We start from the raw sequence: 25774 nt of genomic DNA, 5'->3' as shown, positions 1-25774 counted from the left end.
GTAGCCATGGCTGGGGCGGTTCAGGCGGGCGGCGGCCTTTCCGGCGGCTCGGGCGGCGATGTCGACTGGGGCGCCAGCGGCCCGGACTTCGTGATCGGCTACGCCCTGACGCTGCTCGCCCTGATGGTCGTGGCGGCGTTCCTCGTCCGGTGGGCACGTGGGCCGAGGGAGGCCCCGACGGTCAGTCCGAACGCCCTGACCCGGGACGAGGTCGCCTACCTGACGGGCGGCCCACAGCGGGTCGTGGAGACGGCCGTAGTGCATCTGCACGCGCGGGAACTGGTGGCCACCGGGCCGACGGCGGGCGCGCTGACGCTGACCGGCCTGCCCTGGCTGCTCAGCCCCGCCGAGTCGGCGGTGCGCGCCAGGATCGGCGCGACGGGCACCGGCCAACCGGCCCGGCTGGCCGGCTACCTGGCGGCGGACCCGGCGTTGGCGGCGTTGCGTGCGCACCTGGTCCGCCAGCACCTGTCCCCGTCCCCGGAGCAGGTCCGGGCGGTCCGGCTGGCGGCCCTGGTGTTCGTCCCGCTGTTCGCCGTCGGTCTCCGACGCGTGGTGTCCGGCCACGCGCGGCACTCCTCGCTGGGGTTCCTCATCTTCGAGCTGGTGGTGACGATCGTCGCCGCGCTCGTCGTGATCGCGGTGTCAAGTCCCCGGACCCCGGCGGGTGACCGGCTCGTGGCGCAGCTGCGCGCGGACCGTGCCGAGCTCAGGACGGGTGGCGGGCCGGACGAGAGGGCACTCGCGGTGGCCGTGTTCGGCCCGCCCGCGCTGTTGGCGGCCGCCCCGGACCTCGCCCGCCGCCTCGGCTTTCCCGGGCCGAGCGTGAGAGGCGGCTGACCTGGCGCCGGGTCCGCGGCCTCGCCCTGCGGCCACTCCTCACCTTTCTCACCTCTCCTCGGTTCTCCTCACCGGTCCTCACCAGCTCGCCGCAACGGTCGCGGTCGTGGCGATCGCTATCCTCGGCGAAGTGGTGATGTTGGCGGACACGGATCCATTGCCGGGGCGACCGCGGCGGGTGGTGGTGGCGGGGACGTCGGGGTCGGGAAAGACGACGTTGGCCCGGCGAGTGGGGGAGACGCTGGGAATTCCGCACGTCGACATCGACGGGCTGTTCCACGGTCCCGGCTGGACGCGCCGGGAGTCGTTCCTGGCGGACGTCGAGGCGTTCAGCGGCGGGTCCGCCTGGGTCACGGAGTGGCAGTACCGGGAAGCGCGCGACCTGCTTGCCGACCGGGCCGACCTGATGGTCTGGCTCGACCTGCCCCGCCGAACGGTCATGCGCCAGGTCATCCGCCGTACCCTGCGCCGCCGATTGCGCCGCGAGGTCCTCTGGAACGGCAACATCGAGCCGCCGCTGCGCACGATCCTCACCGACCGCGAGCACATCGTGCGCTGGGCATGGTCGACCCATCACAAGAGCTCGCGACGGATCGCCGCCCTGCGCGAGCGGCGTCCCGAGCTCCCGATCGTCCGCCTGCGCGGCCGCGCCGACGTCGACCGCTGGTGCGCCGGCCCCCTGCGCGCCGCCGCCGGTCGGTAGCCGCAGGATGGGAACGACGGGCACCCGCACACCGTCCGTTACCGGACCAAGCGGCCGGTCGCGTCTTCGTTCGTGCCCGGTCAGTGTTTCGAGCCCGGCAAAGGCGGTCGAAATGTCCGCATCCATCCCACCTTTCGTCGAGCGGCGCCGGCTGGTCGGCCGGACGAGCCGGCGACTACCCGCGCGCCGGCGGTGGCGGCCGACTTCTGGCTGGTCACCGTCATGCCGAGGCGCCCATCGACCCGCCTACCTCGACGCCGTCCCCACCGGCAGCGAAACGCGATGGAAATAGACGAGGAACACCTAGAGTCATCACGACAGTTCACCGGAATAGGTACTTCCACCAGATCACGGCGAGCACCATGCTCCTGGGGAGAACCTTCCCTTTAGGAGTAGGACACCTGTGCCAAAACTCAGAGCGCGCCGCTGGATCATGGCGGCGAGTCTGCCGTTCGTGGTCGCGGCTACCCTGACGACGATCCCGGCCCCCGCGAACGCGCTGTCGACCGACGTCGTCATCTCGGCCGTCTACGGCGGCGGCGGCAACTCGGGAGCAGCCTTCAAGAACGACTTCATCGAGCTGGCGAACCTCACGGCCAGCCCGATCAGCGTCGAGGGCTGGAGCGTTCAGTACGCCTCGGCGGCGGGTGCCGTCTTCCAGATGACGGCCCTGCACGGCTCGATCCCGGCGAACGGCCGCTACCTGGTCCAGCAAGCCGCCGGCGCGGCCGGCACGCTCGACCTGCCGGCCCCCGACGCCACGGGCAGTGTCCCGATGTCGGCCACCTCCGGCGTCGTCGCCCTAAGCACCGCCGCCATCCCGCTGGTCGGCTGCGGCATCTCCTGCTCCACCGCGCCGAACGTCAAGGACCTCGTCGGCTACGGCGCCACCGCCAACGTCGAGACCCTCGCCGCGCCCGGGCTGACCAACAGTACGGCGGACGCCCGCGGCGGTGCCCTGACCGACACCGACAACAACTCGGTCGACTTCACCTCGGGCGTGCCCAAGGCCACCAACACGGCTGGCACCACCGTGACCGCCACCGACAACCCTGGTGGCCCGACCGACCCGACCCCCGGCACCACCCGGATCCACGACATCCAGGGGGCCGGCCGGATCTCCCCGATCGTCGGTCAGAACGTCACCAACGTGCCGGGCATCGTGACCGCCGTTCGCACCACGGGCAACTCCCGCGGTTACTGGATGCAGGACCCGTCGGCCGACGCCGACCCGCTGACCAGCGAAGGCATCTTCGTCTTCACGGGCACGACCAGCCCCGCCGTCGTCAGCGGCGACTCGGTGCTGACCACCGGCCGGGTCAGCGAGTTCCGCCCCGCCACCGGTGCGCAGTCGCTGACCGAGCTCGGCGGCTCGATCAACACCGTCAAGCTGACGAGCGGCAACGCGCTGCCCGCGCCGGTCCCCGTCACCTTCGCCGACGCCTTCACCAAGACGGGCAGCCTCGAGGCCCAGCCCCTCGAGCCGAACTCGTACGTGCTCGACTGGCTGGAGGTCCACGAGGGCATGCGGGTCGCCGTTGCCCAGGACACCCGCCTCGTCAGCCCGGTCAACACCGAGTTCGGTGAGCTCTGGGTCACCCTGAAGCCGAACCAGAACCCCACCCCGCGCGGCGGCACGGTGTACTCCTCCTACGCTGATCCCAACAGCGGGCGTCTGATGCTCGCTGCCCTGAACGGCGCCCCCGCCGCCAACGTCGGCTCCACCCTCGCGGGCGGCTCGATCGGCGTCGTTGACTACCAGTCGTTCGGTGGATACGTCATCCAGACCACCGATCTCGGCGCCATCACCGAGGGCGGGCTCAAGCCGCAGAAGGTCAACCCACCGAAGAAGAGTGGCGACCTTTCCATCGTCACCTACAACGTCGAGAACCTCGCCGCCGGCGACCCCGACACCAAGTTCGCGCGGCTGGCCCAGGCCGTCGTCGTGAACCTCGGCAAGCCGGACATCATCGCCCTGGAGGAAATCCAGGACAACAACGGCACCGTCGACGACGGCACCGTCGCCGCCGATCAGACCGTCAACAAGTTCATCGCGGCGATCGTGGCGGCCGGTGGCCCGACCTACGCCTGGCGTTCGATCAACCCCAACAACGGCACCGACGGCGGCGCGCCCGGCGGCAACATCCGCCAGGTGTTCCTGTTCAACCCGGCCCGGGTGACCTTCGTCGACCGTCCCGGCGGCGACRCCAACACGGCCGTGACCGTGCAGAAGGAGCGCCCGACCAGCAACCAGATCTTCCTGTCGGCCTCTCCCGGCCGCATCAACCCGACCAGCTCCGCCTGGAACGCCAGCCGCAAGCCCCTGGTCGGCGAGTTCAACTACGACGGCGACAAGCAGCTGTTCGTCATCGCCAACCACTTCAACAGCAAGGGTGGCGACTACCCGCTCACCGCCGCGGTGCAGCCGCCGAACCGGGTCTCCGAGACCCAGCGCGGTGCCCAGGCGACCGAGGTTCGCAACTTCGTCGCCGACCTGGCCGCCAAGAGCGGCAACACCGCCCGGGTGGTCGTCCTGGGTGACCTCAACGACTACCAGTTCAGCCCGACCCTGGCGACGCTGACCGACAACGGCACGCTGCTGAGGACGCTGATCAACGACCTGCCCGCGAACGAGCAGTACAGCTACGTGTTCGACGGCAACTCGCAGGTGCTGGACCACATCCTGATCAGCCCGACCATCAAGGGCTACGGGTACGGCGTGGTGCACATCAACGCCGAGTTCTCCGACCAGACCAGCGACCACGACCCGCAGATCCTTCGAATTCTGACGGGGTGTGGGGGTTCGCCGCTGCCCGACCGCTGCCTTCCCGGCAGCCCCGTGGTGGATGTCCCGTAACACCCTCCCGCGGTAAGAAAGCGCCCGTCCCCTTTCTCGGGGGACGGGCGCTTTCTGTTCCACCGCAGGCGGTGCGAACTGGTCTTGATCGCCACCAGCGTCCAGGAGTCGGCCGCGCGCTCAGCCTGCGCGACGTCACGGGGAATCCTGTCAGACGTCAGGGGCGCGAAACACTGCTGGTCGTGGCCCTGACGTCTGATTCGGGTGGGTGGCAGACCCGGCACGCCCGGGGCTGACGGACCCCGCCGGCGGCGCGCACGACGCACCCACCACGGTGGCCGGAGTGAAGTACATCAACCGCCGCCGTCGAGCTGTGCGGCTATCCGACACTCAAGATCGTCCATCGTGCGAGAGAACGCGTCTCCTAGATCCACATGGAGACGATCGGCAAGAATGACAACCGACCAGAGACAGTCGGACAGCTCATGCTCGATGGCGCCCCGCAGATCTTGGACGTCGCGGGCGCCGTCCTGAGCCATGACCAACTTGGCGAGGTCGCCGACGTCGCCGACGAAGCCCAGCATGTAGTCCTGCAAGCACCATTCCCGCCGACCCTCATGCCGATTGAGATCGCCGTAGCGGTTACGGACGTCGATGGCGCGGTTCAGAACTTGGTCGAGGTTCAAACGTACCTCCCAAACGGGCAACCTAGATGTTTCGACCATCGTGCGACGACACTGAGCCGATGGCGTGGAGGACTAGCGATCCTCCGGGGCGAGGGGTCCGGCAGGCAGCCACCCCTGGTTGCCGGCGGCACGGCGCGCGGCCGGAGGCCGCGCCTTGAAGGTTGTGCAGATTTACGTCGTACAGATTTCCGTGACAGCGATCTCGAGGTCGACGATCTCGAGGTCGACGCCGCCAGCTGCGGCTGGGTCCGGGGGCTCGAACGCCGCCATTGCGCTGCCAGCCGCATCGAGGAGCTGCTGACCGACCTCGGCCCGCCACAACGATCCGACTGACATCCCGGAGAAGGGCACCGCTGCTCAGCGCGTCGGGAAGGAAGTCAGAGCAAGCTCCCATTGGTCAGCTGCGTGAAGCAACGCAGCTGCATCCACCCGCACCTCCACGACGTGCTGGTAAATGTCCGCCTCATCATCGTTCTGCCGCCATGGAGGTGCCGCCTCCAGGGACAGGTGAAAGCGAATCACCGCCGAACCCCCGCTTCGACCTGCGAGACTGACGGCCAGGACCGGCTCGACGAACCACGTATCCGGAGACAACCGACCTTCGGCATCAGGTCCGGTTACAACCGCTGCTCCCTCGGCCACTGCGCGCAGCCAGGCGGACACCTCATGGGCTTCATGGGTCAGCAGGCACGGATCGGCAAAGGACCAGGTGCCGTCGGGAGTCGTCACCGTTCCACCGACGACTAGCCAGTTGTCGTCGTATGGGTCGCCGCGAACGTCGTCGAACTGATACCGCAGCAGGCGGAGTTCGGTACTGCTCACACGATCGCTCAAACGCACTGTCCCGGGATGTCATGGGCTCTGCGGCTCTGGACAGCGCGAGCGATCACCCACAAGGGGCGCCTTTGGGCCCGGTCGCCCGCCGAGCTCTCATCGGCCAGCTGAGACGGACTCGACCCCGTTCGACTCGCGAACTCCGAGGCCGACCAACCGTTGTCAGTAACGCGTAGCGTCTGACTGATCTCCAGAACTCGCGCCGTGGCGGGCCAACGCCGACTGCCGCAGCACTATGCCTCGTCGCCGGACGGGCGACGAGCGCGGCGCCGGGCGCGCAGCGCGGCGAACCAACCGGCGGTGGCGATGGCCGCACCGACGGCGGGGCCATCGCCCTGGTTGGCGATGAGTCCCGCGGCCGCGCCGGTCAGCTGGTCGGCGCAGCTGGCACACAACCGCCGGCCGGTCACGGTCGTCGTGCTCGCACCGCTCGATTGCTGGCCGCAGTCGTCGCAGCGGAACGTCGGTCTCGCCTTTCCAAGGGCCATGCCCGCACAACCTACTTATCGGACGGATGCCGGTCGATGCCTGGCCGCTGGAGTGGAATCCAGAACCACCGAGCTGCCGCGTGGTTTTCGCTCGGTGGTTGTGGCTGTCGGCTCCCTCATCACGGCTTCGCCGGCCGCGTTGCCCACGTCGGGGACCAGGTTCCGGCGTCGTCGGGCTCGGGAGCGGTGAACCGGGAGCGGAAATAGTCGCGGAACGTGGCGAGCGCGGGGTGCGGATTCTCGTGATGCCAGATCAGTGAATGCGGGTAGACCGGCGTCGGGTCCTTCAGGTCGACGCGGCGCAGGTCGTAGTAGTCGGGCCAGAGGAACCGGGTCTGCTGGCCGACGAGGCTGGCCAGTTCCGCGGAGTCCGCGAGCACGTCCAGGAGATGCTCGGTGCCGAAGTGGGGGCCGATCGCGTCGATGGTGAGGCCGAACGCGGCGGCGAGGTCGTCGTAGTAGGTGGCCCACTCGGTCCCGGGGGCGATTCCGGGTATCCAGATCCGGTGCCCGACGAGCTGGGCGGGCGTGACCGCGTGCGCGGCGGCCAGCTCGTGGCGCGGTCCGGTGAGCAGCTGGTGGGGCTCGTCGAGGACCCGAGCCGTCCTGATGCCGTCGGGGAGGTGCCGCGCGGGCACGGTGACCGCGCGGAACGACGCGTCGATCATTCCGGACTGGACGGCGGCGATGGCGGCGTCGGCGTCGAACAGGGTCACGACGTCGAGCTCGGTGCCGGGATGCGCGCGGTGAAAGTCGCGCAGCAGCGCCGCCGGCGCGACCCGCCGGCTGATCACGTCGACGCGCAGCGCACGACGGCCGGGACGCACCGAGGCGGCCGCCCGCTCCTCGGCCCGGAGAAGGTCACGGGCGTGCGGCAGGAACGCCTGCCCGTCGATGGTGAGCTGGACGCCACGCGCGGTGCGGGTGAACAGCCGCGCACCGAGGTCCCGCTCCAGCGACGCGACGCGCTTGGACACGGCCTGCTGCGTGACCGACAGATCCGCGGCGGCCTCCTGGAACTGGCCCGCGTCCGCGGCGGCGACGAAGGTGCGCACGGCCTCGATGTCCACGGCCGTCAACGTTAGCCGTACAACGCATGGTTGTGGCTCGCCGGCAAAGCAGTTGTTTGATCCGGATTTCCGGCACCCGCTTTGATGGCCCGGTCAACGCCACGTTGTTGGAGTGCCTTGGAGGGCCGCGTTGGGTGTGCGGGGTGGGCGATCGCTGGGCCGGCAGTTCGGATGGCTCTGGGCGGCCTTCACGGTCAGCACGGCGGGCACACGGCTCGCGTTCGACGCGTTTCCTCTGATCGCGATCCTGGTGCTGCATGCCGGGCCGATCGAGGTCTCGGAGCTGGCGGCGGCCGGGCTGGCGGTGGGGGTGGCCGTGGCGGTGCCGCTGGGCCCCTGGGTGGAGTTCCGCCGCAAGCGGCCGGTGATGGTGGCGATGGACCTCACGCGGTTCGCCGCGGTGCTGAGCGTCCCCGCGGCGTTCGCGGTGGGTTCGCTCAGCTTCGCCCAGCTCCTGGTCGTGTCGGTCATCGTCGCGGCGGCCGACATCGCCTTCGTCGCCGCCAGTGGCGCGTGCCTGAAGGGCATCCTGCGGGGAGACGACCTGCTCGTCGCGAACGCCCGCCTCGAGTCCACGACCTGGACCGCCACCGTGCTCGGACCGCCGCTCGGCGGAGCCATGATCGGTCTTTTCGGGCCCGTGACGACCGTGGTGGCCGACGCCGTCAGCTACCTGCTCTCGGCGCTGGGTATCCGCGCCATGGGCGGACGGGAGCCGCAGCCAGCCCAGGCGCGGTCCGACCGGCCTCAGTTGCGAGCCCGCGATCTCCTCGAAGGATGGCGGTACATCCTCACCGATCCCGCGCTGCGCCCGTTGTTCGCCAATACGATCATGGTCAATGGGCTGATCATGGCGACGTCGCCGCTGCTCGCCGTCCTCATGCTCGGCCGCCTTGGTTTCGAACCCTGGCAGTACGGCCTCGCGTTTGGGGCGCCCTGCGTCGGTGGTCTCGTCGGCTCCCGCCTTTCGCGACCGTTGGTCGCGCGATACGGATCGCGACGGGTGATGCGCGTCGCGGGTGCGGCGCGCGCCTGCTGGTCACTCGGACTGGCCTTCGTCTGCCCCGGCACGGCCGGGATCGTGCTCGTCATCGCCGTCCAGCTCGGCCTGGTCACCTGCGTGGGAGTGTTCAACCCCGTGTTCGCCACCTACCGGCTCGACCACACCGATCCCCAGCGTGTCGCCAGGACCCTGGCGGCCTGGTCGATCACCAGCAGGGCCGGGACCGCGGCCCTGACCGCCCTGTGGGGCGTGCTCGCCAGCCTCACGGGGGCCCGCGTCGCGATCGCGGCCGCCGGGCTCCTTCTCCTGACGACCCCGTTCGCGCTGCCGCGGAACGCCGAGGGGAGTCGGCCAGGGGAGAGGCTGGCGGACTCCCCTCGGGCACGGTCAGTAGGTGCCTTCGGCGATGTCGTCGACGCCCAGCTCGGCCAGCAGGCAGGAGCGCAGCGCGGCGAACGCGGGGTCGGAGCGTAGCCGCGGCGGCGCGACGTCCACAGGGACGTCGAGGGACAGCCGGCCGTCGGTGAGGACCAGCACGCGGTCAGCCAGCAGGATCGCCTCGTCGACGTCGTGGGTGACGAACAGGACGGCGGGGCGGTGGCGGCGGCACAGCTCCCGCAGCAGGGCGTGCATCCGGATGCGGGTCAGGGCGTCGAGCGCGCCGAACGGCTCGTCGAGCATCACCAGGTCCGGCTCGCGCACCAGCGCCCGGGCGAGTGCCACCCGCTGTGCCTCGCCGCCGGACAGCGTCACCGGCCAGGCCCGTTCCCGGCCCCCGAGCCCGACCTCGGCGAGCGCCGCCCGGCCGCGGGCCGCGACGTCCTTACCGGGCAGGCCGAGAGTGACGTTGCCGAGCGCCCGGGTCCACGGCAGCAGCCGTGCCTCCTGGAAGACGACCGAGCGTCGCGTCGCCGCGAGCACGTCGCCCTCGATGGCGGTGTCGAACCCGCCGAGGATGCGCAGCAGCGTGCTCTTGCCCGATCCGCTGCGCCCGAGCAGCGCGACGAACTCGCCGGCGGCGATCGTCAGGTCCAGGCCGTCGAGCACGACCCGCTCGCCGAAGGCCCGGCGCAGGCCGCGCACCCGCACCGCCACGCCGTCGGTGTCGCCCCCGGTCGGTCCGGCCGATCCGGCGGCAGAAGCGGTGCGGTCGGTCAGGYCGGTCAGGCCGGGGGCCTGGCTGGCCTCATCCGGGGTGCCAGTGGGCGCCGGGGTGCTCAGGTGCCGCTGAAGCCGCGTCGCCATGACAGCAGACTCCCTTCGAGAACGCGGACGATGCCGTCGCAGAGCAGGCCGAGCACACCGTAGATCACCAGGCAGAGAATGATGATGTCGGTGCGGTTCCAGCCCTGGGCGCTGGTGAGCAGGTAGCCGATGCCGCGGTCGGTGTTGACCTGCTCGGCGAAGACCAGCAGCAGCCAGGCGACGCCGAGCGACCAGCGCAGCCCGATGAGGAATCCGGGCAGTGCGCCGGGAACGATGACGCGGCGGATGAGCCCGAGGCGGCCGAGCCCGAACGTGCGGCCGGCCTCCACGAGCTTGACGTCGACGCCGCGGATGCCGGCGAACGTGTTCATGTAGACCGGGAAGACGACGCCGGCCGAGATCAGGAAGATCTTGGCCGACTCGCCGATGCCGATCCAGACAATGATCAGTGGCAGCAGGGCGATGATGGGGATCGTCCGCAGGAAGTTCATCGACGAGTCGACGACGTGCTCGCCGGCGCGGAAGAACCCGGCGAGGACGGCGAGGACTAGGCCGGCCGCCACGCCGAACAGCACGCCCCAGCCGACCCGGACGAGCGACACCGACAGGTTGTCCCAGAGCTCTCCGTCGCCGGCCAGATCCCCGAAGGCGCGGGCGACGGCCAGTGGCGAGGCGAGTACCCTGCCGCCGACCAGACCCGTACCGGTGATCGCCCACCAGACCGCGAGCAGCACCGCCGGGCCCGTGAGCCGGCGGATCCAGCCGGGAGCCGACAGCCGGGTCCCGTGGGAGCGCCGGCCGCCGGTGGGGTCCTCGAGGGTGGGCGTGGTCGCCGCGGGCGCGGCGTTCGCGCGCCTCCCGGCCGCGGCGCCGCCGGCCGGCGACGCGGGAAGGCCGCGGGGATCGGCCCCCGGCGGTGGGACGATCGTGGGCAGGTAGCCGACCTCCGTCATGTCGTCAGCCCGGCGGCGGCGAACTTCCCGGTGAGTTCGGCGTTGAAGGCGGCGTCGATCTCGTCGCCGACCGTGAGAGTCTTCGGAAGCTGGCCGGCGTCGATCAGCAGGTCGGCCTGCTTCTGCTGGAACTGCGCGAAGTCGTCGGTGACCGGTGCGTACTGGGTGGCCGGCAGGCTGTCGAAGAACGTCCGGCTGGTGGCCGGGTCCTGCTTGAGCAGCTGGACGTAGTACGCCTGCACCCACGCGTCCGGGTGCGCCTTCGGCCAGGTGGAGGCGCGGGAGAGCCGCACGAGGAAGTCCTCGATGGCCGTGCGCCTCGTCGGGTCCTTCAACGCTGACTTCGAGGCGAGGATGACGGAGTACTGCGGCAGCGGCGCCGTCTCGATCTCCTGGGCGCCGGTACCGGTGAGCGCGGCACCGTACTGGCTGACCCAGACGACGGCGTCCACCTGGCCGGACGTGAACGTCGAGACGAGGCTCGTGGCCGGGACGTTCACCAGCGTGACGTCCTTCTCGGTGAGCCCGGCCGAGTCCAGCTGCTGGAGCAGGTAGCCGTGCAGCGACGTGCCGACGGTGACGGCGACCTTCTTGCCCTTGAGGTCGGCCGGCGTATGGATGCCGGAGTCCTTGCTCACGTAGATCGTCTGCGAGTTCCTGGTCGACTTGGCGACGGCCACCGCCGTGATGCCGGCGGCCGAGGCGTTGGCGAAAAGCACGGGCGTGTCGCCCATGAAACCGACGTCGAGCCGGTTCGCGCTGAACGCGGCGTTCATGTGCGGCCCGTCGGCGAACGTGCTGTAGTCGAGGCCGAACGGGGCGCCCTTGTCCTGCCCGGACAGGGTCAGCTGCAGCTCGAGGGTCTTGCCCTGGTCGCCGACCCGCAGCGTGGTTTTACCGCCGGGGGACGACGGGGACGAGGACGACGATTCCCCACCGCCACCGCAGGCGGCGACGCCCACCGCCAGCACGGCCGCGATGGCGGCGAGGGAGTACAGCCGTCTACGCGGCCTTCGGTGCTGCATCGGATTCTCCATCCACAGGACGACTGGACAACGGCATGCGGCGGCGCCGCGCGCGCCTGAGGAGTGGACGCGCGCGGCGCCGTCTTTCCCGGCCGGGTCACGGCCCGGTCCGGGGAGGCGGTTCGAAGTGTTTGAAGTGGTTCGAAGTGGCTCGGGAAACGCGGCTACCCGCCGCGGTTCAGCCGGCGAGGAACGGCTGGCCGGCGACCAGCTCGGAGGAGCGGCCGTCGACGCCGACCGGGACGTCGCCCTCGAGCGTCACCCGGTAGAGCACCCGGTCGAACTCGGTGATGTCCACGTCGGACGGGCCGAGGTGGGCGGTCGCCCGGTTGTCCCAGAACGCGATGTCACCCGGATTCCAGCGGAACCGGACGGTGTACTCCGGGCGGGAGATCTGCTCGTAGAAGAGGTCCAGGATCGCGCGGCTCTGGCGTGGGCCGAAGCCGATGATCTCGTTGTCGCGGCTGGTGAAGCTCGGGCTGACGAACAGCGCCCGCTCGCCCGTCTCCGGGTGCACCCGCACGACCGGGTGGATCGCCACCAGCGGGTTCTCCTTGATCTTCTTGCCGAACTCGCTACCGTCGAAGACCGGCTGGCCGAAGCTGTGCTTCGCGCGCAGCCCGTCGGCGAGCCGCTGGAGCGGCTCAGGCAGCCCCTCGTAGGCGGCGACGAGGTTGGTCCACTGCGTGTCGCCGCCGTAGGGCGGCACGATCTCGGCGCGCAGGATGGAGCCCGCCGGCGGGTTCACCAGCGCCGTGACGTCGGTGTGCCAGCCGTTGTCGTAGGTGACCTTGAACTTCTTCTTCGCGTCCTTGGCGCTCTCGGCGTCCAGGGAGCCGAACAGCTTGTTGTAGCGGCGGCTGTCGATCGGCAGGATCTCCGGGAAGCCCTCGGGCGGAGCGTCCTCGTGCGGGTGCGCCGGGGTGAGCTGGCCGAACCGCCGGCCGAACGCGACCTGCTGGGCGTGGTCGATGTGCTGGTCGCGGAAGAACACGACCTTCCAGCGGTGCAGCGCCGCCCGGATCTCGGCTACGGCGGCGTCGTCGAGATCCTCGCGCAGGTCGACGCCGTGGATCTCGGCACCGATGTTCCCGGCGACCGGCCGGACGTCGATGCCCAGGTCGGTGGGCGCGCTCGTTGTCGGGCTTGTCATGGTCTGCTGGCTTCCCTTCGAGACGATGTGGTGCCACCGGATGGCGGCGCCGGGACAGCCGGCGAGAGGTCTCGCCGGCGGAGATGTCGCCCGCGTTCCCCAATGAGAAAGAAACGCACACGGATGGTCGCTTTGTGAAAAGACGTCCGACCGCGGGCGGGAAGGCGCGCGAGAATTGGCTACGCGACGGCGCGCCAGACAGGAGTGCCCTGCCTGGAGAAAATACGGCCGGCACCGTCCGCGGGCGGCCCAGGGCTCGGGGCAATCGGCGTGCCCGCCTGGTGCAGGGTTTCAGTGGCGCCGCTGGTCACGGCCGCGCACCACAGCCCGAGACCGGGGATTCTGGCTGGCGACCGTCAGGCGTCAGGCCGCGAACGGCCTGGGACAACATCGTGGCGGCCGCTGGGCGCACCCGGTCGTCCGTGCTGCCGCCGCCGGGCGGAGGAACGATTCCGGCCGGAGACCGGCCATGGGAACCACCGCCATTCTAATAGCCCTGTGAACTCTCGCGGTCGTCGTGACCGGCGGATTAATCGTCCCGCGCGGCGGGTGAGTGGGTCAATGTTTTCCGACTAGATGGAAGAAATACCGCCGCTGTGGCCGTCGCCTTTGCGCGTCACCGGCCGGCCGCGACGACGGACAGCGCGCCTCTCGTCGGGCGGGCCGGCGCGCCGTGGCCCAGGCCGGCGTCCACGCCCTGCGTCGGGGCCGTTCGCGCCAGCGGCGCGCGTACGCTGCGCGGGCTGCGGTGCACCGCGCCGAGGATGCCGGCGGCCGCGGCGACGGCGAGGACACCCGGCCCGAAGCTGCTCGGCCGCACCACCCGCTCCGGCGCGCAGCGGGCTCGCGAGTGGGCCGCGACCTCGGCGTGCACGTCGGCGATCAGCTCCGGCCACTGCAGCGTCGCGAGCTCCGTGACGACGAGCACCTCCGGGTCGATCATGTCGATCAACAGCGCCGCGAGCCGGCCGATGAGGCGCAGCCGGGCGCGCACCAGCGTCAGGGCGGCGGGCTCCCGCGCGGCGACGGCCGCGGCCAGCAGGCGGATGTCGGGCCGGGAGATCATCCCTTCGGCGACCGCCCTCGCCAGCCACACCCGCTCGGACAGCGTGGCCTGGGCGCATCCCGTCCCGCCGCAGGCGCACCGCTCGGTGGCGCCGGGGATGCGCAGGTGCGCCACCCCGCCGGCCGCCGAGCGCTGACCGCGCAGCACGGTGCCCTCGAGCGCGATCGCGGCATCGACGACATGGCCCGCGAACAGGTGGACGAGGCCGAGGCGCGCCCGCGGGTCGCCGAAGAGGATCTCGGCCTGGGCGAGCGCGCGGGCGTGGCCCTCGACGTGCACCGGCAGGCCGGTCGCCGCGCGCAGCTGGGCGGCGACCGGCACGTCGCGCCAGCCGAGCGGCGCGTGCTCGAGAATGGTCCCGCCGCGTGCGTCGACCAGGCCGCCGCTGACGACGCCCACGCCCAGCAGACCGCCACCGCCGCCCTGCCGCGCCGCGCCGCCGGTGGCACGGGTGCCGGCACCCGGGTGAGCCGCCTGGTGGCGGCGGACGAAGTCCGGCAGGTGCCGGCTGATCAGGGCGAGCACCCGAGCAGGGTCGCCGTCATGGTCGACCTCCTCCTGGGCCACCACCCGGCCGCGCAGGTCGACCAGGCCGAAGGTCAGCATCGGCACCGCGATGTGCACGCCGCAGACGAGGTGGCTCGCGGTGTCGACGTCGACCGGGACGTGCGGGCGTCCGGCCCTGGGCGCGGCCTGCTGGGCGCCGGGCAGCTCCCGCAGCAGGCCCAGCGAGATCAGGTCGGCGGTCTGGCGGGACACGGCGGCCGAGCTGAGCCCGGTCGCCTGCCCGATGGTGGCGCGGGCGAGCGGGCCGTGGTCTAGGACGGCGCGCAGTACGGCCGCCGCCGAGCCACCGGAGCGTGCCGGGTCGGCCTCGGCTAGCGCGGTGGCGTCCACCGTCGAGACCCGGACGGCCTCACGGCGGGGATCGGGTCGATGCTGACCCGCGGGCGACAGGCGAGCCGGGGAATGCGTGGGCACGGGAGGACCTCCTGGGCGGCGGGAGTCGCGGGGTTCCGCGTAGGTCGCGCGGTCAGGCGGGCCCATCGGCTGGCGGGAGTCGACACGCGGGGGAGGGGCGTGTCGGGGTTTCCTCGCCGTCGTGGCCGGTCGGCGCGAGGCCAGGGAGGCACTCGCGCGGATGGGGACGCCGGGCCGTCAGCGGCCGGGCCGACACAGTGCGCTGGCGACGCGCCGCAGGTCGATGTGGGCGCGGCTCACCAACAGTGGGAGGCGGGCGGGCATGTTGGCGACGCTAGGGACCGCCACCAGCATTGTCAACTAAGTCGGTGAAGATATGGGAATGCGACGGTGATGTGGCCCGGTTGTGACGCGAGGGTCGCAGAGATGTGGCCTTTGCTCGTGCGGCGCTGGCGTTGACCTGCCAGGGCCAGGCCTGGCGCTAGCCGGCGCTCGCGGCCAGGCCGGTCGCGTCGAGGAGCTCGGTGCGCAGCTCGTGCGCCCCGTCGGGCCGGCTCGCCTCGTAGTAGATCCGGTGGGAGCCGTCGGGCAGGTCGACGACGGTGAGGTAGCGCAGCGCCCCGTCGCCGTGCGGGGCGCTCGCGTGCGCCGCCGCCCCGACCGCGTCGAACCGGGCGAAGCCGGCCTCCGCCGGGGCGGCGGTGGCGACGCCGGTGCGCTCGTACCAGTTCTCGGCGGCGCTCGCCCGACCGTCGTAGAAGGCGACGGGCGGGGTGTGTCCGGCCAGCACCGCGGTGATGCGCACGCCGCGGGCGTCCCAGCGGCCGGGCCGGGGCGCGAGGGCGACGCCATGCCACGTCCAGGTCACGCCGTCCGCGCTGGTCGCGTACCGGCTCTCCATCCGGTCGGTGGCGCCTGGGTCGTCGAGGAAGTGGCAGGAGGCCCACAGGTGCCAGCGACCGTCGTGCCAGAGCACCACCGGGTCCTTGACGGCGGTGTGCTCGTCGCCGGGCAGCACGGTGCGCCGCTCGGTCGGGTCGAAACGGGCTGGATCGTCGGCCTCCAGCAGGTCCACCCACCAGTGCGGGCTGCCGGGGGTGGCACAACTGACGTACAGGCGCCAGCGACCCTCGGGCGTGTGGACGAKGGCGGGGCGTTCCAGCGACTCGGCACCGAACGGTTCGCGGCTGATGCGCGCGATCTCGGTGAACCGCTCACCATCCGCGGATGAGGCGATCACGACGCCGAAGCCGCGCCCCTCGCCCACCGGGCGGCGCAGCCGGTAGGCCAGGTAGTACGTGCCATCCACGAGCAGCGCGCTCGGCGCGCCCGCCCAGTTTCCCGGCCCGCCCCCTTCGGGGGCCACCACGGTGACCGCCGGCTCCCAGTGGGGAAGCGGGAGCGTCGGCGTCTGGTCGCGAACCGGGGAGGTGATCGACACCCGTCGTACTCTACCGGCGTGTTACCTGTTCATTAGCTTCCCGGTCGGGAAAGTGCCCTGGCGGCTATCCTGCGGCTACACCGCATCCGTCCGGCCGGCACCCACCGTCCCGGCCAGCGATGCGGGCGCACCGGTCGCCACCGTCCTCGCCGGCCGGGTCCGCCGCGACTCGCCGTCGCCCGGCACCGCGTCAGGAGCGAGACCGACCATGCCCCTTCCCGACTTCCTCGTGATCGGCGTGCCCAAGGCCGGGACCACCGCGCTGCACGCGGCACTGGCCCAGCACCCCGACCTGTTCCTGCCCGCGGTGAAGGAGCCGAAGTTCTTCCTCTCGGCCGGCCCGCCGCCGGCGCGGGGCGGCCCGGGTGACGCCCAGACCTACCAGGAGCACGTCTGGCGGCCCGCCGACTACGAGGCGCTGTTCGACCCCGCGCCGGCGCACGCGCTGCGCGGCGAGGCGACACCCTTCTACCTGTACGACCTGGACGCCCAGAACCGGATCAAGCGGCTGTTGCCGAAGGCCCGCCTGGTCGTGCTGCTGCGCAACCCGGTAGACCGGGCGCACTCGAACTGGACTCATCTGTGGGCCGCCGGCCTCGAGCCCGAGCACGACTTCGTCCGTGCCTGCGCGCTGGAGGAGTCCCGGCGCGAGGCCGGCTGGGCGCACTTCTGGCACTACGTCTCCCAGGGCCTCTACGGAGCGCAGCTCGCCCACCTGTTCGGCCTGTTCTCCCGCGATCGGGTGCTGCTGCTGCGCTATCGCGACCTGCGCGAGGACCCAGTCCCCACACTGGACCGGGTCTGCGACTTCCTCGGGGTGCGGACCGGGCTGCTTGACGCGGTGCCGTCGCAGAACGTCACCCCGTTCGTCGCCGACACGCCGGTGAACGCGGCGCTGCGGGCGGCCCTGCGCACCGGCGGACAGATCGGCCACCATTTCCMCGCCCCGGTCCGGCAGGTGTTCCGCGGCCCGCTGCTCACCGCGCTGCAGCGCCAGAAGGGCGGGCGCCGCCCGCTGACCCCCACCGAGCGCAAGGCGGTGCTGCCCTACTTCGTCGACGACATCGCGTTGCTCGAGGAGGTCACCGGGCTGCCCTACGACGACTGGCTCACCGCCGGCCTCGAACCGGACCACATCGACGACGGCAGCTGACGGTCAGCCGCCGACGGCGGGCGCCACCGTTCGCCGATCCGGCGGAGCAGACTGGGCATATGGACGTCACGGACGGCACCGGGGTCCTGTCGGTAGAACGGTTCGGGCCGGTGTGGAATCCCGGCCCGTTCGAGCTGGGCACCGACGGGCCGGGCACCGTGGTGGTCGGCGTCGACGGGTCGCGGACCGCGCTGCGGGCGGCCTCGTACGCGGCCGGGGTCGCCCGCCGCCAGCGAGCCCGGCTGGTCGTCGTCTACGTCGAGACGACGCCCGCGTGGGAGGCGATGGCCCCGATGGCGGTCGGCGCGGTCCAGCAGGCGTCCGCCGACGTCGCCGCCGAGATCCGCGACGTCGTCGCGCGCCGTGCCGAGGAGCTGGGCCTGTCGACGACCTTCGTCGTCCGGTACGGCGACCCGCTCGTCGCCCTGCGTCGCACCGCGGACGAGGTACGGGCCGACATGGTCGTCGTCGGCGCCTCGGAGAGCGCCGGCCACCGCATCGTCGGCTCCCTCGCCACCCGCCTCGTCCGTACCGGCAACTGGCCGGTGACCGTCGTCCCCTGATCCCGCGCGGCGGTCCGTCCCGGCGGAACTCCGCTACCAATTCGCCGCATCCCGTGTACAACGCCTGGTTGCCGTATCGGCACGCTTTGCGACGACCCGGCGGTCGCGCGACCCTGTAAGGCGAGTGGCGCGGAGCGGTGCCCACCGGTGACACCGGCGAGCGCCAGGGGAGGAGCGTCTCATGTCGACACATCTGCTCACTCTGGGCGGAGAGCGGCAGACACTCTCTGACGAAACGGTCGAGGAGATACGCGCGGTCTTCCGTGGACAGGTTCTGACCTCGGCCGACGCCGGGTACGACGAGGTACGAGTCATCCAGAACGCCATGCTCGACCGTCGACCGGGTCTGATCATTCGGTGCAGCGGAACCGCGGACGTCGTCGACGCCGTCAACCTCGCCAGCGGGCGAGACCTGCTCGTCGCCGTCCGGGGCGGGGGCCACAGCATCGCCGGGACCTCCACGACCGACGACGGCCTGATGATCGACCTGTCGGCGATGCGGAGCGTCTGGGTGGACCCGGAACACCGGCGCGTGCGGGTGGCGGGCGGGGCGACCTGGGGGGACGTCGATCGTGAGGCGCAGGTCCACGGGCTCGCGGTACCTGGTGGGGTGGTGTCGACCACAGGTGTGGCTGGCCTGACGCTCGGCGGCGGAATCGGCTGGCTGCACCGCAAGTACGGGCTGGCCTGCGACGCGCTGCGCGCGGCCGAGGTCGTCACGGCTCGTGGCGAGATCGTGCGGTGCAGCGCGTCCGAGAACGAGGACCTGTTCTGGGCGTTGCGCGGCGGCGGCGGCAACTTCGGCGTGGTGGTGTCCTTCGAGTTCGAGGCCTATCCGGTCGGTCCGGTGGTCTGGAACAGCCTGGTCGTCTACCCGATCGACGCCGCCGGCGATGTGCTCCCCCGGTGGCGGGACTGGACGTCCACCGTCCCCGACGAGGTCACCAGCCGCGCCATGCTGTGGTCGCTGCCGGCGGCGCCGGCATTCCCGCCCGCCGTGCACAACCGTGACGTGCTCATCACGGCTGCCGTGTATGCCGGTGACCCGGACGAGGGGCAGCGGGCGTGCCGCGCGCTCGCCCAGTTCGGCGAGCCGCTCGCCGACATGAGCCAGGCCCTGCCGTTCCGGGCCGCGCAGTCCGCCATCGATCCCCTGTTCCCCAAGGGTGAGCTGCAGAGCTACTGGAAGTCCGTCTACCTGGACCAGTTCGACGACGAGGCGGTCACGTTCGTGACTGGTGTCGGGCAGCGGCGCCCACACCCGCGGACCTTGGTGCACGTGCCTCTTCTCGGCGGCGCCATGTCGCGCGTCGGGGCGGCGGAGACCGCGTTCGGTGATCGCAGCGCCGGGTACATGCTGAGCCTTGACGGTAACTGGCCGGACAAGGCCGACGACGAGGCGAACATCCGCTGGGTGCGCGGTGCCTACGACAAGGCCGTGGCGCTCCGGGCCGCGTCGGGCACCTACCTCAACTTCGGCGGTGACGCCGATCTTGACGACGCCGACCGGGCGCGGGCCTGGGGACGCAACGTCGAACGCCTCCGGCGGATCAAGCGCAGCTATGACCCGGAGAACCGTTTCCGGCTCAACCCCAACATTCCGCCCGCCGAGAGCTGAGCCGACGATCCGGGGCCGACGGTGGCTCCTGCTCGACGACGTCCGCGGCCGCGAGTCAGACCTGTCGCTGACCGAGCCAGCATCCTCGACCTCGTGAGCGTGGCCGGTCTTGAAACCGTCCCGAACCAACCCATGCCCTGTGGTCCGGGACGGGTTGCGGTGGTTCACGATGTTCGTGGTGAGCCCAGCAGGCGCTGGCGTCGTTCGTTGGTCATGATGGGCCCGAGTTCTCGGTCCCAGAGAAGGCCCATCGGTGCCACGTGGAGCGACGAGAGCGGTTTCCACAGCGGGAGCGCGGCGAGGATCTCCGCGAACGCCTCGTCGTGGCGGCCTGCCCGAATGAATGTCCGGGCGCGATCCACGCCTGCGGCGAAGCCCGCGGCGTAGGAGAAGTCGGCGTCCAGGCCGCCCGTGTTCTGATGCTCGCGAGACCGGGAAATCTTTCAGGCGGAGGCCGTCGTCGCCCGACTAATCGCCTTCGGATCGCTGAGTGTCTGGCGAGGCACCTCCTACCGCTCAGGCAGACCCGCTTCCGGTCCCGCCAGGTCCGGCAGGTCGGCGACGTCGAGGGCGTTGGCGAGTGCCCGGCGGCGGATGCGGTCGCCCAGGGCGTCGGTGTTGTCGACGACTTGGTCCAGGGCGCCGGTGAGCGGACGGGCGCGGAGCCTGGGATCGGTGATCGTGCCGGCCAGGGCGGTGGCGAAGCGGTCAGCATCGAGGACCTGGAACGGCCGGTCGTGGAAGGGCCGAACCGTGGGATCGACCCAGTCGGTGAGGCCGAGCTCGTTGTGCAGGTCGGCGATGGTCTCGTAGGCGCGGGTGAGGTGGTGCTCGCGGTCGTGCCAGTCGGTAGCTACCAGGGCCGCGGTCAGTACCGGGGTCAGGACGGCGGCGCGAGGCAGGCGGGCGAACGCGCTGCCGAGCCACTTGCTGTACGGGGGATAGACCCGGTTCATCAGCAGGCATAGGCGGACCAGGTCGCGGGTCAGCCGGGCGGTGACGATCGCCGAGCCGAGGTCGTCACCCACCTCGCCGCAGCGGCCGACGAACGCCTCCTCCTGGCTGATCCGCCGCCACTGGCAGGCCAGCACATGGCGCCATACGTCGTCCGGGTACCAGGCCAGCGCCTGGCGGGCCTGCTGCAGCTGGCGGAGCCCGTCGTGGAAGACCGCCCCGCTGGTGACCTCGGTCAGGGTCTGCGTCGGCGTGGCCAGCCAGTCGAGCGTCGTGACGCCGGTCAGCGGGTCGAACCCGAGGTGGCCGGTCAGCCACTCCGTGAGCCCGGCGACGACGACCCCGTGACGGACCGGCCCGCGGGTCGGCCGCATATGCCGCGTGCCGCGTGCCGCGTTTCCGGCCGGCTCCAGGTTCGTCGGAAAGCCGGCAACCATGGCGGGCAGCCGCTCGGCGAGCAGCCGGTCCACCGCGCCGCCGTGCGCGGCCAGGTCGTCGGTACGCACGAAGATCTGCAGCCGTGGTCCCCAGTCGTGATCCATCGACCGGGCCGTGTCGAACCCGAGCACCTCCGATCCCGAACCGATGAGGGCCGCACTGTGCGTCAGCCGTGGGAACTGCCCGCGTAGCAACGGATTCACGGCCTCTTCGTAGAACCGCCGGGCCAGCTCCACGCCCGGCAGGAACCCGCTTTCCATGGCGGCATCCTGCGCACGGCCGCCGCCGGCCGGCGAGCCAGTTTCTGGCGTCGTCCGACCGGCCCTGGCCTGTGTGCCCTCAACGGCAGGCCTGTCGTCCGTGCGTCGACGCATCCGCGACGCATTCGCCGAGCAGTAGTGCGGCGACCGCCTCCGGAGCCTCATGCATCGCGTCGTGGCCGGTCGGGAGGTCATGGACCTGCCACTCGGGATCGGCTTGGAGTCGGGTGCGCAGTTCAGCGAACGGCGTCCGGTCCTCCCATCCCGAGCAGTAGATGAACTCCCGACGGGGAATGTGGGCGAGCGTGCCTGTGAGCCGGATCGTCTGCAGGAACGAGGCGAGGGGATGGGGGCGGCGGCGGGGATCGCCGCTGCCGCCGTCCGGCGGTCGGACGGCGTAGCCGGTGGTCGCGGCGCCGGCAGCGAACACTTCCCGGAAGTGCTCGTTCGTTGACGACCAGCACGACTCGCCGTCGCGCGGTACGTAGGCGTCGAGATGCACCAGTCGTGAGATCCGGCCGTCGGCGCGATCGGCGGCGGCGGCGATCACCATCCCGCCGTAGCTGTGGCCGACCAGCGTCGCGTTGGTGAGGTGGGTGCGATCAAGGAGCCGCAGTACGTCGTCGGCGTGCGTGGCGAGGTTGGCGGTCGCGACCGTCGCGTCGTCGTCGTCTGGCCGCAGACCGGTCAGGGTCAGGGCGTGAACGGCATGGCCGGCACGCTCCAGCAGCGGAACCACCGCCTCGAACGACCAGGAGCCCTTCCAGCCGCCGGGTACGAGGACGAACGTCGCCATGCGCTTCTCCCTCTTTCAGGCTTGCGGCATCGAGGCACGCTGCCTCGATGACAGGTGGTTCAGCCAGGCGCTCTGCGCGGCTGCGGACCACTCCGCATGAGGCAGTCTCACCAGCTCGAGGTGTGGCTTGCTACCGGTAGGATGCCAATCGATGCCTGTTCGCCGCCAACCTTCCCTGGTCGCCGGCGTGACGTCGCATGTGTGGCCGTCTGGCGGTCGCCACCTCCGGCCATCCGGCGAAACAAGCGCGGTGCAGTCGCATGCCAGGGGACACCTGGTGTACGCCGCCAGCGGCGTCCTGGCGGTGCACACCGAGCGCGGAACGTCGATCGTTCCCGCCAACCGGGTCGCCTGGACCCCCGCCGAGTTCACGCACTATCACCGCGCCCACGGCGACACCGATATGCGGATCGTCTTTCTCTCGCCAGCCCTCGCCCGGCTCATACCAGGCCATCCAGCCGTGTTCCTGGCCTCCAACCTCGCCCGCGAGGTCCTGCTCGCCCTGACCGGCCCCCGCAACTACGACGCCGCCGCGCCTCACTACAACCGCGCAGCACGCGCTCGCCTTCTGCGAGTCCTCGTCGATGAACTCCGCGAAGCACACGAACAGCCACTGCACCTGCCGGAGCCACGGGACGACCGACTGCAGGCCATCGCCCGGATGCTGCACGAGACGCCGGCGGACAACGCCACGCTGGCCGAACTCGGGAAGGCGGTCGGAGCCAGCACCCGCACCCTCAGCCGACTGTTCCGCGACGAACTCGGCATGACCTTCTATGAATGGCGCACGCAGCTACGCATCTACCACGCGCTCGTGCTGCTCGCCGACGGCCACGACACCACCCACACCGCCTACGCCTGCGGATGGGCCAGCCCCAGCGGCTTCATCGCGGCGTTCACCAACATCATCGGAACGACCCCGGGCCGTTACCGAGCCAGTCGCCAGACCACCGCTCAGGCATCGCAACTCCCGACGGTGGCGAAGTCCTCGGGGTGATTCGTCTGGCCCCTGAGCGGGCCGCCACCGGGTGGCCGGCCGGCAGCGGCGGGAGGGCGAGCAGGGTCTCGGCCCCGGCGCTCATGGCGACGTTGAGGGCGCGCAGTGTCGGGCGCAGCGATGTCCCGTCCCAGGCGTGGGAGGCGAGCCTGTCCGTAGCGGCCAGCAGCGGCAGCGCCAGGCGGTCGCGGGCTCGCTGGTAGCGGGCCAGGGCCGCGTCGAGGTCCGGCCCGGGCGCGGGGCCCGCATCGAGGACGGCGCGGGCGAGCAGCTCCGCGTCCCGTAGCGCGTCGGAGATCCCGTGGGCGCTCAGCGGGTCGTGGAAGAACCCGGCGTCGCCGGCGAGGGCCCAGCCGGGTCCGAAGGGGTGGCGCAGGTGGCCGCGGTGGCCGCCGAACCCGGTCAGGCGCCCGGCGAGCTCGGCGGCGGCCAGGCGGTCCGGCAGGTTCGGGGCGGCCGCGGCGAGCACCGCGTCGAACGCGGCGCGGGCGTCACGAGTCCCGGCACGGACGGAGCGCATCCGCCTGGGTGCGTGCCCGACGAACGCGCAGGTCAGACCATCGTTGGTCGGGATCAGCCCCGCCGACGCGCCCGGCCCGAAGAACCACTCGTAGCCATCGGTGGGCAGCCCGCGCCAGTAGCCGTACAGGTAGGACCCGGCGGACCGGCCGACCTGGGCGACCGGCGCGGCCACCGCGCGGGCGACCGTCGAGCCGAGCCCGTCCGCGCCGACCGTCAGCGCGGCCCGCACCAGCACCTCCCGCCCGGCCCCGCCGCCCGATGTGGGTTGGGCGGCGACGCCGACGACCCGCCCGGAGCCGTCGGTCAGTAGCCGGGTGACCGGCGTCCCGAAGCGGACCTCGGCGCCGGCACGGCGGGCGGCGTCGACCAGGACCGCGTCGAGCACCGTCCGGCGCGGCGCGTACAGCGCGTCGAGCTCGGCCGCGCCAGGCACCGGCCGCAACGCCACCCGCACCGTCTCGTCGGGGTGGTGGAGGACGGTGGAACGCACCGGCGGGGTGCCGGCCGCGACGATCGCCTCCAGCAGTCCCCAGCGGTGCAGCTGCAGCACGCCGCCGCGCATCAGGGCATGGGTGGAGACCGTGTCCGCGCCTTCGGCGGCGCGGTCGAGCAGCAGGACGCGCAGGCCGGCGCGCGCGAGCAGCATCGCCGTCGCCGCCCCCGCGCAACGGGCTCCCACCACCACGACGTCACATGGCCGCTTGGCCGCCAGGTGGGATCGTTGTTCGCGGCCGGCCACCCGGGTCGCCGTCGTCGCCGCTGGCGTCGGTGGCGACGGTAATGACGACGGCGCCGCCAACGCTGTCATCGACGGGTCGCCCCGTCGACGGATCTGCCCGCGCGCGGCCAGGGGATCTGGCCGAGGCAGAGGTGGGTCACCACCGCGCGGGCGTCGTGGCGGACGCCGTCGAGGAAATGCGAGTTGCGTCGGGTCAGGAACGGCAGGCCGACGACGTAGAGCCCGGGCCGGGCCGTGACGCCGCCGCTCTGGCGGATCCGCCCCGTCGCATCGCGCACGCCCGGGACCTGGAGCCACGGATAGGTGTGGCGGTAGCCGGTGGCCCAGACGACGGTGCCGATGCCGGCCGCCTTCAGGTCGAGGTGCGTCGGCGCCGGCGCCGCGTCGACCGGGCGGAACGGCTCCGGGTCGTCGAGCTCGGCGGCGAAACCGCTGCCACGCACGTTCGCCTCGATCCGGTCGAGGATCCGGCGCATCCGCGCGTCGGCGGCCCGGGTCGTGCCCGCGAGGTCGTCGCAGAACTCGACGCGGTAACCGCTCGCCGCGCGCAGCCGCCCGACCAGGCGAACGCCGGCGTCGGCGAGCAGAGCCAGGTCGAGGTCACGCCCGGCGACGAGCTGCAGCGACGGCTCGCGGTGTCCCTGCTCGTCGGGCGGCAGGTCCTCCACGCTCCGGTCGAGGATGCCGAGCCTGTCCAGCCACCACCAGATGTCCATGCCGCGGTAGGCGCGGGGCAGTCGGCGGTGCTCGCCGACGCTGATCGTGACCGGCCGGCCGGCCCGGACCGCGTCCTCGGCGACCTGCAGCCCGGACGACGAAGCGCCCACGACGAGCACCCCGCCAGCGGGTAGGCCGCTCGCGCCGCGGTAGTCGGCGGCGTGGAGCTGATGGACGCCGCGGAGCGCGCCGGCGAGCCCCGCCGGTATCACGGGCTCGTCGCACGCACCCGCCGCGACGACGACGTTGCGGGCCTGGAAGCCGCCCTGGTCGGTGGACACCACGAACCGGGAGGGCGGTCCGGGCCGCGCCGCGCCAGCGCCGCCTCGGCCTCCGCGGCGAGCACGGGCCGCGCGGTGGGCGCCGGCCGTACCGGCTGTGTGGCGGGCGGGCGCGCCGGGCGCGAGGGTGACGGACTCGACGGCCGTGCCCGCCTGGACGGGCGCGTCGAACGACGCCGCGTAGTCCTCGAGGTAGCCGACGAGCTCGGGGAAGCCCCGGAAACCGTCCGGGTCGTCGCCCTGGTAGGACCAGAACGGCAGCCGGCTCATCCAGTTCGGGGTGAGCAGCCGCTGGGCCTGCCACCGGTCCCGCCAGCGCTGGCCGACCGCTCCCCGGTCCAGCACGAGGTGCTCCCGACCGGCGGAGGTGAGGCACCTGCTGACGGCGAGGCCGGCCTGCCCTGCGCCGATCACCACCGTGTCGATGGTCTCCATGGGGCTCATGTCCTTTCTCCACCGACTCGGATCTCCACCGCCTCGGACGGACGCCGTGTCGGGGCGGCGCCGGTCAGGCCCCCGGCCGGGGGGCGGCGTCATGCACGGGGGCCTG

At 71.8% G+C, this 25774-nt stretch carries 23 protein-coding genes; 8 read left to right on the top strand and 15 right to left on the bottom strand.

Annotation, left to right across the window (positions count from 1 at the left end; translation table 11 throughout):
• The first annotated feature begins 6 nt into the window (after nucleotides 1–6).
• From BCD49_RS16075 to BCD49_RS16065, 3 genes are all read left to right on the top strand, one after another.
• Nucleotides 7–840 (top strand): TIGR04222 domain-containing membrane protein, encoded by an 834-nt coding sequence (locus BCD49_RS16075; RefSeq protein ID WP_007515349.1) that lies wholly within the window; start codon nucleotides 7–9, stop codon nucleotides 838–840.
• Between the two features lie 136 nt (nucleotides 841–976).
• The gene (locus tag BCD49_RS16070) at nucleotides 977–1543 is read left to right on the top strand and encodes an ATPase AAA (protein WP_035928324.1); all 567 of its coding nucleotides are present in this window, start codon (nucleotides 977–979) and stop codon (nucleotides 1541–1543) included.
• Nucleotides 1544–1946: 403 nt separating this feature from the next.
• Nucleotides 1947–4400 (top strand): endonuclease/exonuclease/phosphatase family protein, encoded by a 2454-nt coding sequence (locus BCD49_RS16065; protein WP_116439400.1) that lies wholly within the window; start codon nucleotides 1947–1949, stop codon nucleotides 4398–4400.
• 293 nt (nucleotides 4401–4693) lie between these two features.
• On the opposite strand, the gene BCD49_RS16060 is transcribed toward BCD49_RS16065, so the two are convergent.
• From BCD49_RS16060 to BCD49_RS16045, 4 genes are all read right to left on the bottom strand, one after another.
• Nucleotides 4694–5026: a MazG nucleotide pyrophosphohydrolase domain-containing protein gene (locus BCD49_RS16060; protein ID WP_007515346.1), complete on the bottom strand. Its 333-nt coding sequence runs from the start codon at nucleotides 5024–5026 to the stop codon at nucleotides 4694–4696.
• A 357-nt stretch (nucleotides 5027–5383) separates the two neighbouring features.
• Nucleotides 5384–5866 carry a WapI family immunity protein gene (locus BCD49_RS40665; protein WP_083401480.1) on the bottom strand — a complete coding sequence of 161 codons (483 nt, stop codon included), beginning with the start codon at nucleotides 5864–5866 and terminating at the stop codon, nucleotides 5384–5386.
• Between the two features lie 227 nt (nucleotides 5867–6093).
• Nucleotides 6094–6348 (bottom strand): hypothetical protein, encoded by a 255-nt coding sequence (locus tag BCD49_RS16050; protein WP_007515345.1) that lies wholly within the window; start codon nucleotides 6346–6348, stop codon nucleotides 6094–6096.
• A 119-nt stretch (nucleotides 6349–6467) separates the two neighbouring features.
• A complete protein-coding gene (locus tag BCD49_RS16045) occupies nucleotides 6468–7418 on the bottom strand; it encodes a LysR family transcriptional regulator (protein ID WP_027140690.1) in 951 nt (316 codons plus the stop codon).
• 136 nt (nucleotides 7419–7554) lie between these two features.
• On the opposite strand from BCD49_RS16045, the gene BCD49_RS16040 reads away from it, so the two are divergent.
• Nucleotides 7555–8895: an MFS transporter gene (locus BCD49_RS16040; RefSeq protein ID WP_007515343.1), complete on the top strand. Its 1341-nt coding sequence runs from the start codon at nucleotides 7555–7557 to the stop codon at nucleotides 8893–8895.
• On the opposite strand, the gene BCD49_RS16035 is transcribed toward BCD49_RS16040, so the two are convergent.
• The 7 genes from BCD49_RS16035 to BCD49_RS16010 form a co-directional block, all read right to left on the bottom strand.
• A complete protein-coding gene (locus BCD49_RS16035) occupies nucleotides 8809–9666 on the bottom strand; it encodes an ABC transporter ATP-binding protein (RefSeq protein ID WP_071041625.1) in 858 nt (285 codons plus the stop codon). The genes BCD49_RS16040 and BCD49_RS16035 overlap by 87 nt on opposite strands.
• Entirely contained in the window at nucleotides 9639–10580 is a 942-nt protein-coding gene (locus BCD49_RS16030; RefSeq protein WP_007515341.1) for an ABC transporter permease, read from the bottom strand. The genes BCD49_RS16035 and BCD49_RS16030 overlap by 28 nt, the downstream gene beginning before the upstream one ends.
• Nucleotides 10577–11605 carry an ABC transporter substrate-binding protein gene (locus tag BCD49_RS16025; protein ID WP_007515339.1) on the bottom strand — a complete coding sequence of 343 codons (1029 nt, stop codon included), beginning with the start codon at nucleotides 11603–11605 and terminating at the stop codon, nucleotides 10577–10579. Before BCD49_RS16025 ends, BCD49_RS16030 begins: the two co-directional genes overlap by 4 nt.
• Nucleotides 11606–11783: 178 nt before the next feature.
• Nucleotides 11784–12758 carry a TauD/TfdA dioxygenase family protein gene (locus tag BCD49_RS16020; protein ID WP_007515338.1) on the bottom strand — a complete coding sequence of 325 codons (975 nt, stop codon included), beginning with the start codon at nucleotides 12756–12758 and terminating at the stop codon, nucleotides 11784–11786.
• 616 nt (nucleotides 12759–13374) lie between these two features.
• A complete protein-coding gene (locus BCD49_RS16015) occupies nucleotides 13375–14805 on the bottom strand; it encodes an ROK family transcriptional regulator (RefSeq protein WP_007515337.1) in 1431 nt (476 codons plus the stop codon).
• 177 nt (nucleotides 14806–14982) lie between these two features.
• The gene (locus BCD49_RS46395) at nucleotides 14983–15069 is read right to left on the bottom strand and encodes a putative leader peptide (RefSeq protein ID WP_442960496.1); all 87 of its coding nucleotides are present in this window, start codon (nucleotides 15067–15069) and stop codon (nucleotides 14983–14985) included.
• A 157-nt stretch (nucleotides 15070–15226) separates the two neighbouring features.
• Nucleotides 15227–16186 carry a hypothetical protein gene (locus tag BCD49_RS16010; protein WP_083401479.1) on the bottom strand — a complete coding sequence of 320 codons (960 nt, stop codon included), beginning with the start codon at nucleotides 16184–16186 and terminating at the stop codon, nucleotides 15227–15229.
• Between the two features lie 208 nt (nucleotides 16187–16394).
• Here BCD49_RS16010 and BCD49_RS16005 point away from each other — a divergent pair, with 208 nt between their 5' ends.
• The 3 genes from BCD49_RS16005 (at nucleotide 16395) to BCD49_RS15995 (ending at nucleotide 19520) form a co-directional block, all read left to right on the top strand.
• Nucleotides 16395–17339, top strand: coding sequence for a sulfotransferase family protein (locus BCD49_RS16005; protein WP_071041642.1), 945 nt, complete (start codon nucleotides 16395–16397; stop codon nucleotides 17337–17339).
• Between the two features lie 59 nt (nucleotides 17340–17398).
• Nucleotides 17399–17902 (top strand): universal stress protein, encoded by a 504-nt coding sequence (locus tag BCD49_RS16000; RefSeq protein WP_007515334.1) that lies wholly within the window; start codon nucleotides 17399–17401, stop codon nucleotides 17900–17902.
• A 181-nt stretch (nucleotides 17903–18083) separates the two neighbouring features.
• The gene (locus BCD49_RS15995; protein ID WP_007515333.1) at nucleotides 18084–19520 is read left to right on the top strand and encodes an FAD-binding oxidoreductase; all 1437 of its coding nucleotides are present in this window, start codon (nucleotides 18084–18086) and stop codon (nucleotides 19518–19520) included.
• A gap of 509 nt (nucleotides 19521–20029) precedes the next feature.
• Here the strand turns inward: BCD49_RS15995 and BCD49_RS15985 are convergent.
• The gene (locus tag BCD49_RS15985) at nucleotides 20030–21172 is read right to left on the bottom strand and encodes a DUF4037 domain-containing protein (protein WP_007515332.1); all 1143 of its coding nucleotides are present in this window, start codon (nucleotides 21170–21172) and stop codon (nucleotides 20030–20032) included.
• A 79-nt stretch (nucleotides 21173–21251) separates the two neighbouring features.
• Entirely contained in the window at nucleotides 21252–21968 is a 717-nt protein-coding gene (locus BCD49_RS15980; RefSeq protein WP_007515331.1) for an alpha/beta fold hydrolase, read from the bottom strand.
• Nucleotides 21969–22119: 151 nt separating this feature from the next.
• Here BCD49_RS15980 and BCD49_RS15975 point away from each other — a divergent pair, with 151 nt between their 5' ends.
• Nucleotides 22120–22965 (top strand): AraC family transcriptional regulator, encoded by an 846-nt coding sequence (locus tag BCD49_RS15975; protein ID WP_007515330.1) that lies wholly within the window; start codon nucleotides 22120–22122, stop codon nucleotides 22963–22965.
• Here the strand turns inward: BCD49_RS15975 and BCD49_RS15970 are convergent.
• Together BCD49_RS15970 and BCD49_RS15965 are read right to left on the bottom strand one after the other, a co-directional pair.
• The gene (locus BCD49_RS15970; protein ID WP_198535993.1) at nucleotides 22874–24172 is read right to left on the bottom strand and encodes an NAD(P)/FAD-dependent oxidoreductase; all 1299 of its coding nucleotides are present in this window, start codon (nucleotides 24170–24172) and stop codon (nucleotides 22874–22876) included. The two genes, BCD49_RS15975 and BCD49_RS15970, sit on opposite strands and share 92 nt — an antisense overlap.
• Nucleotides 24173–24291: 119 nt before the next feature.
• Entirely contained in the window at nucleotides 24292–25668 is a 1377-nt protein-coding gene (locus BCD49_RS15965; RefSeq protein ID WP_198535994.1) for a flavin-containing monooxygenase, read from the bottom strand.
• Between the last annotated feature and the right edge of the window lie 106 nt (nucleotides 25669–25774).

The organism is Pseudofrankia sp. EUN1h (genome assembly GCF_001854645.1).
Classification (GTDB): domain Bacteria; phylum Actinomycetota; class Actinomycetes; order Frankiales; family Frankiaceae; genus Pseudofrankia; species Pseudofrankia saprophytica.
Note: the sequence above shows the minus strand (reverse complement) of the source record. Positions and strands in the feature narration are given on the sequence as shown.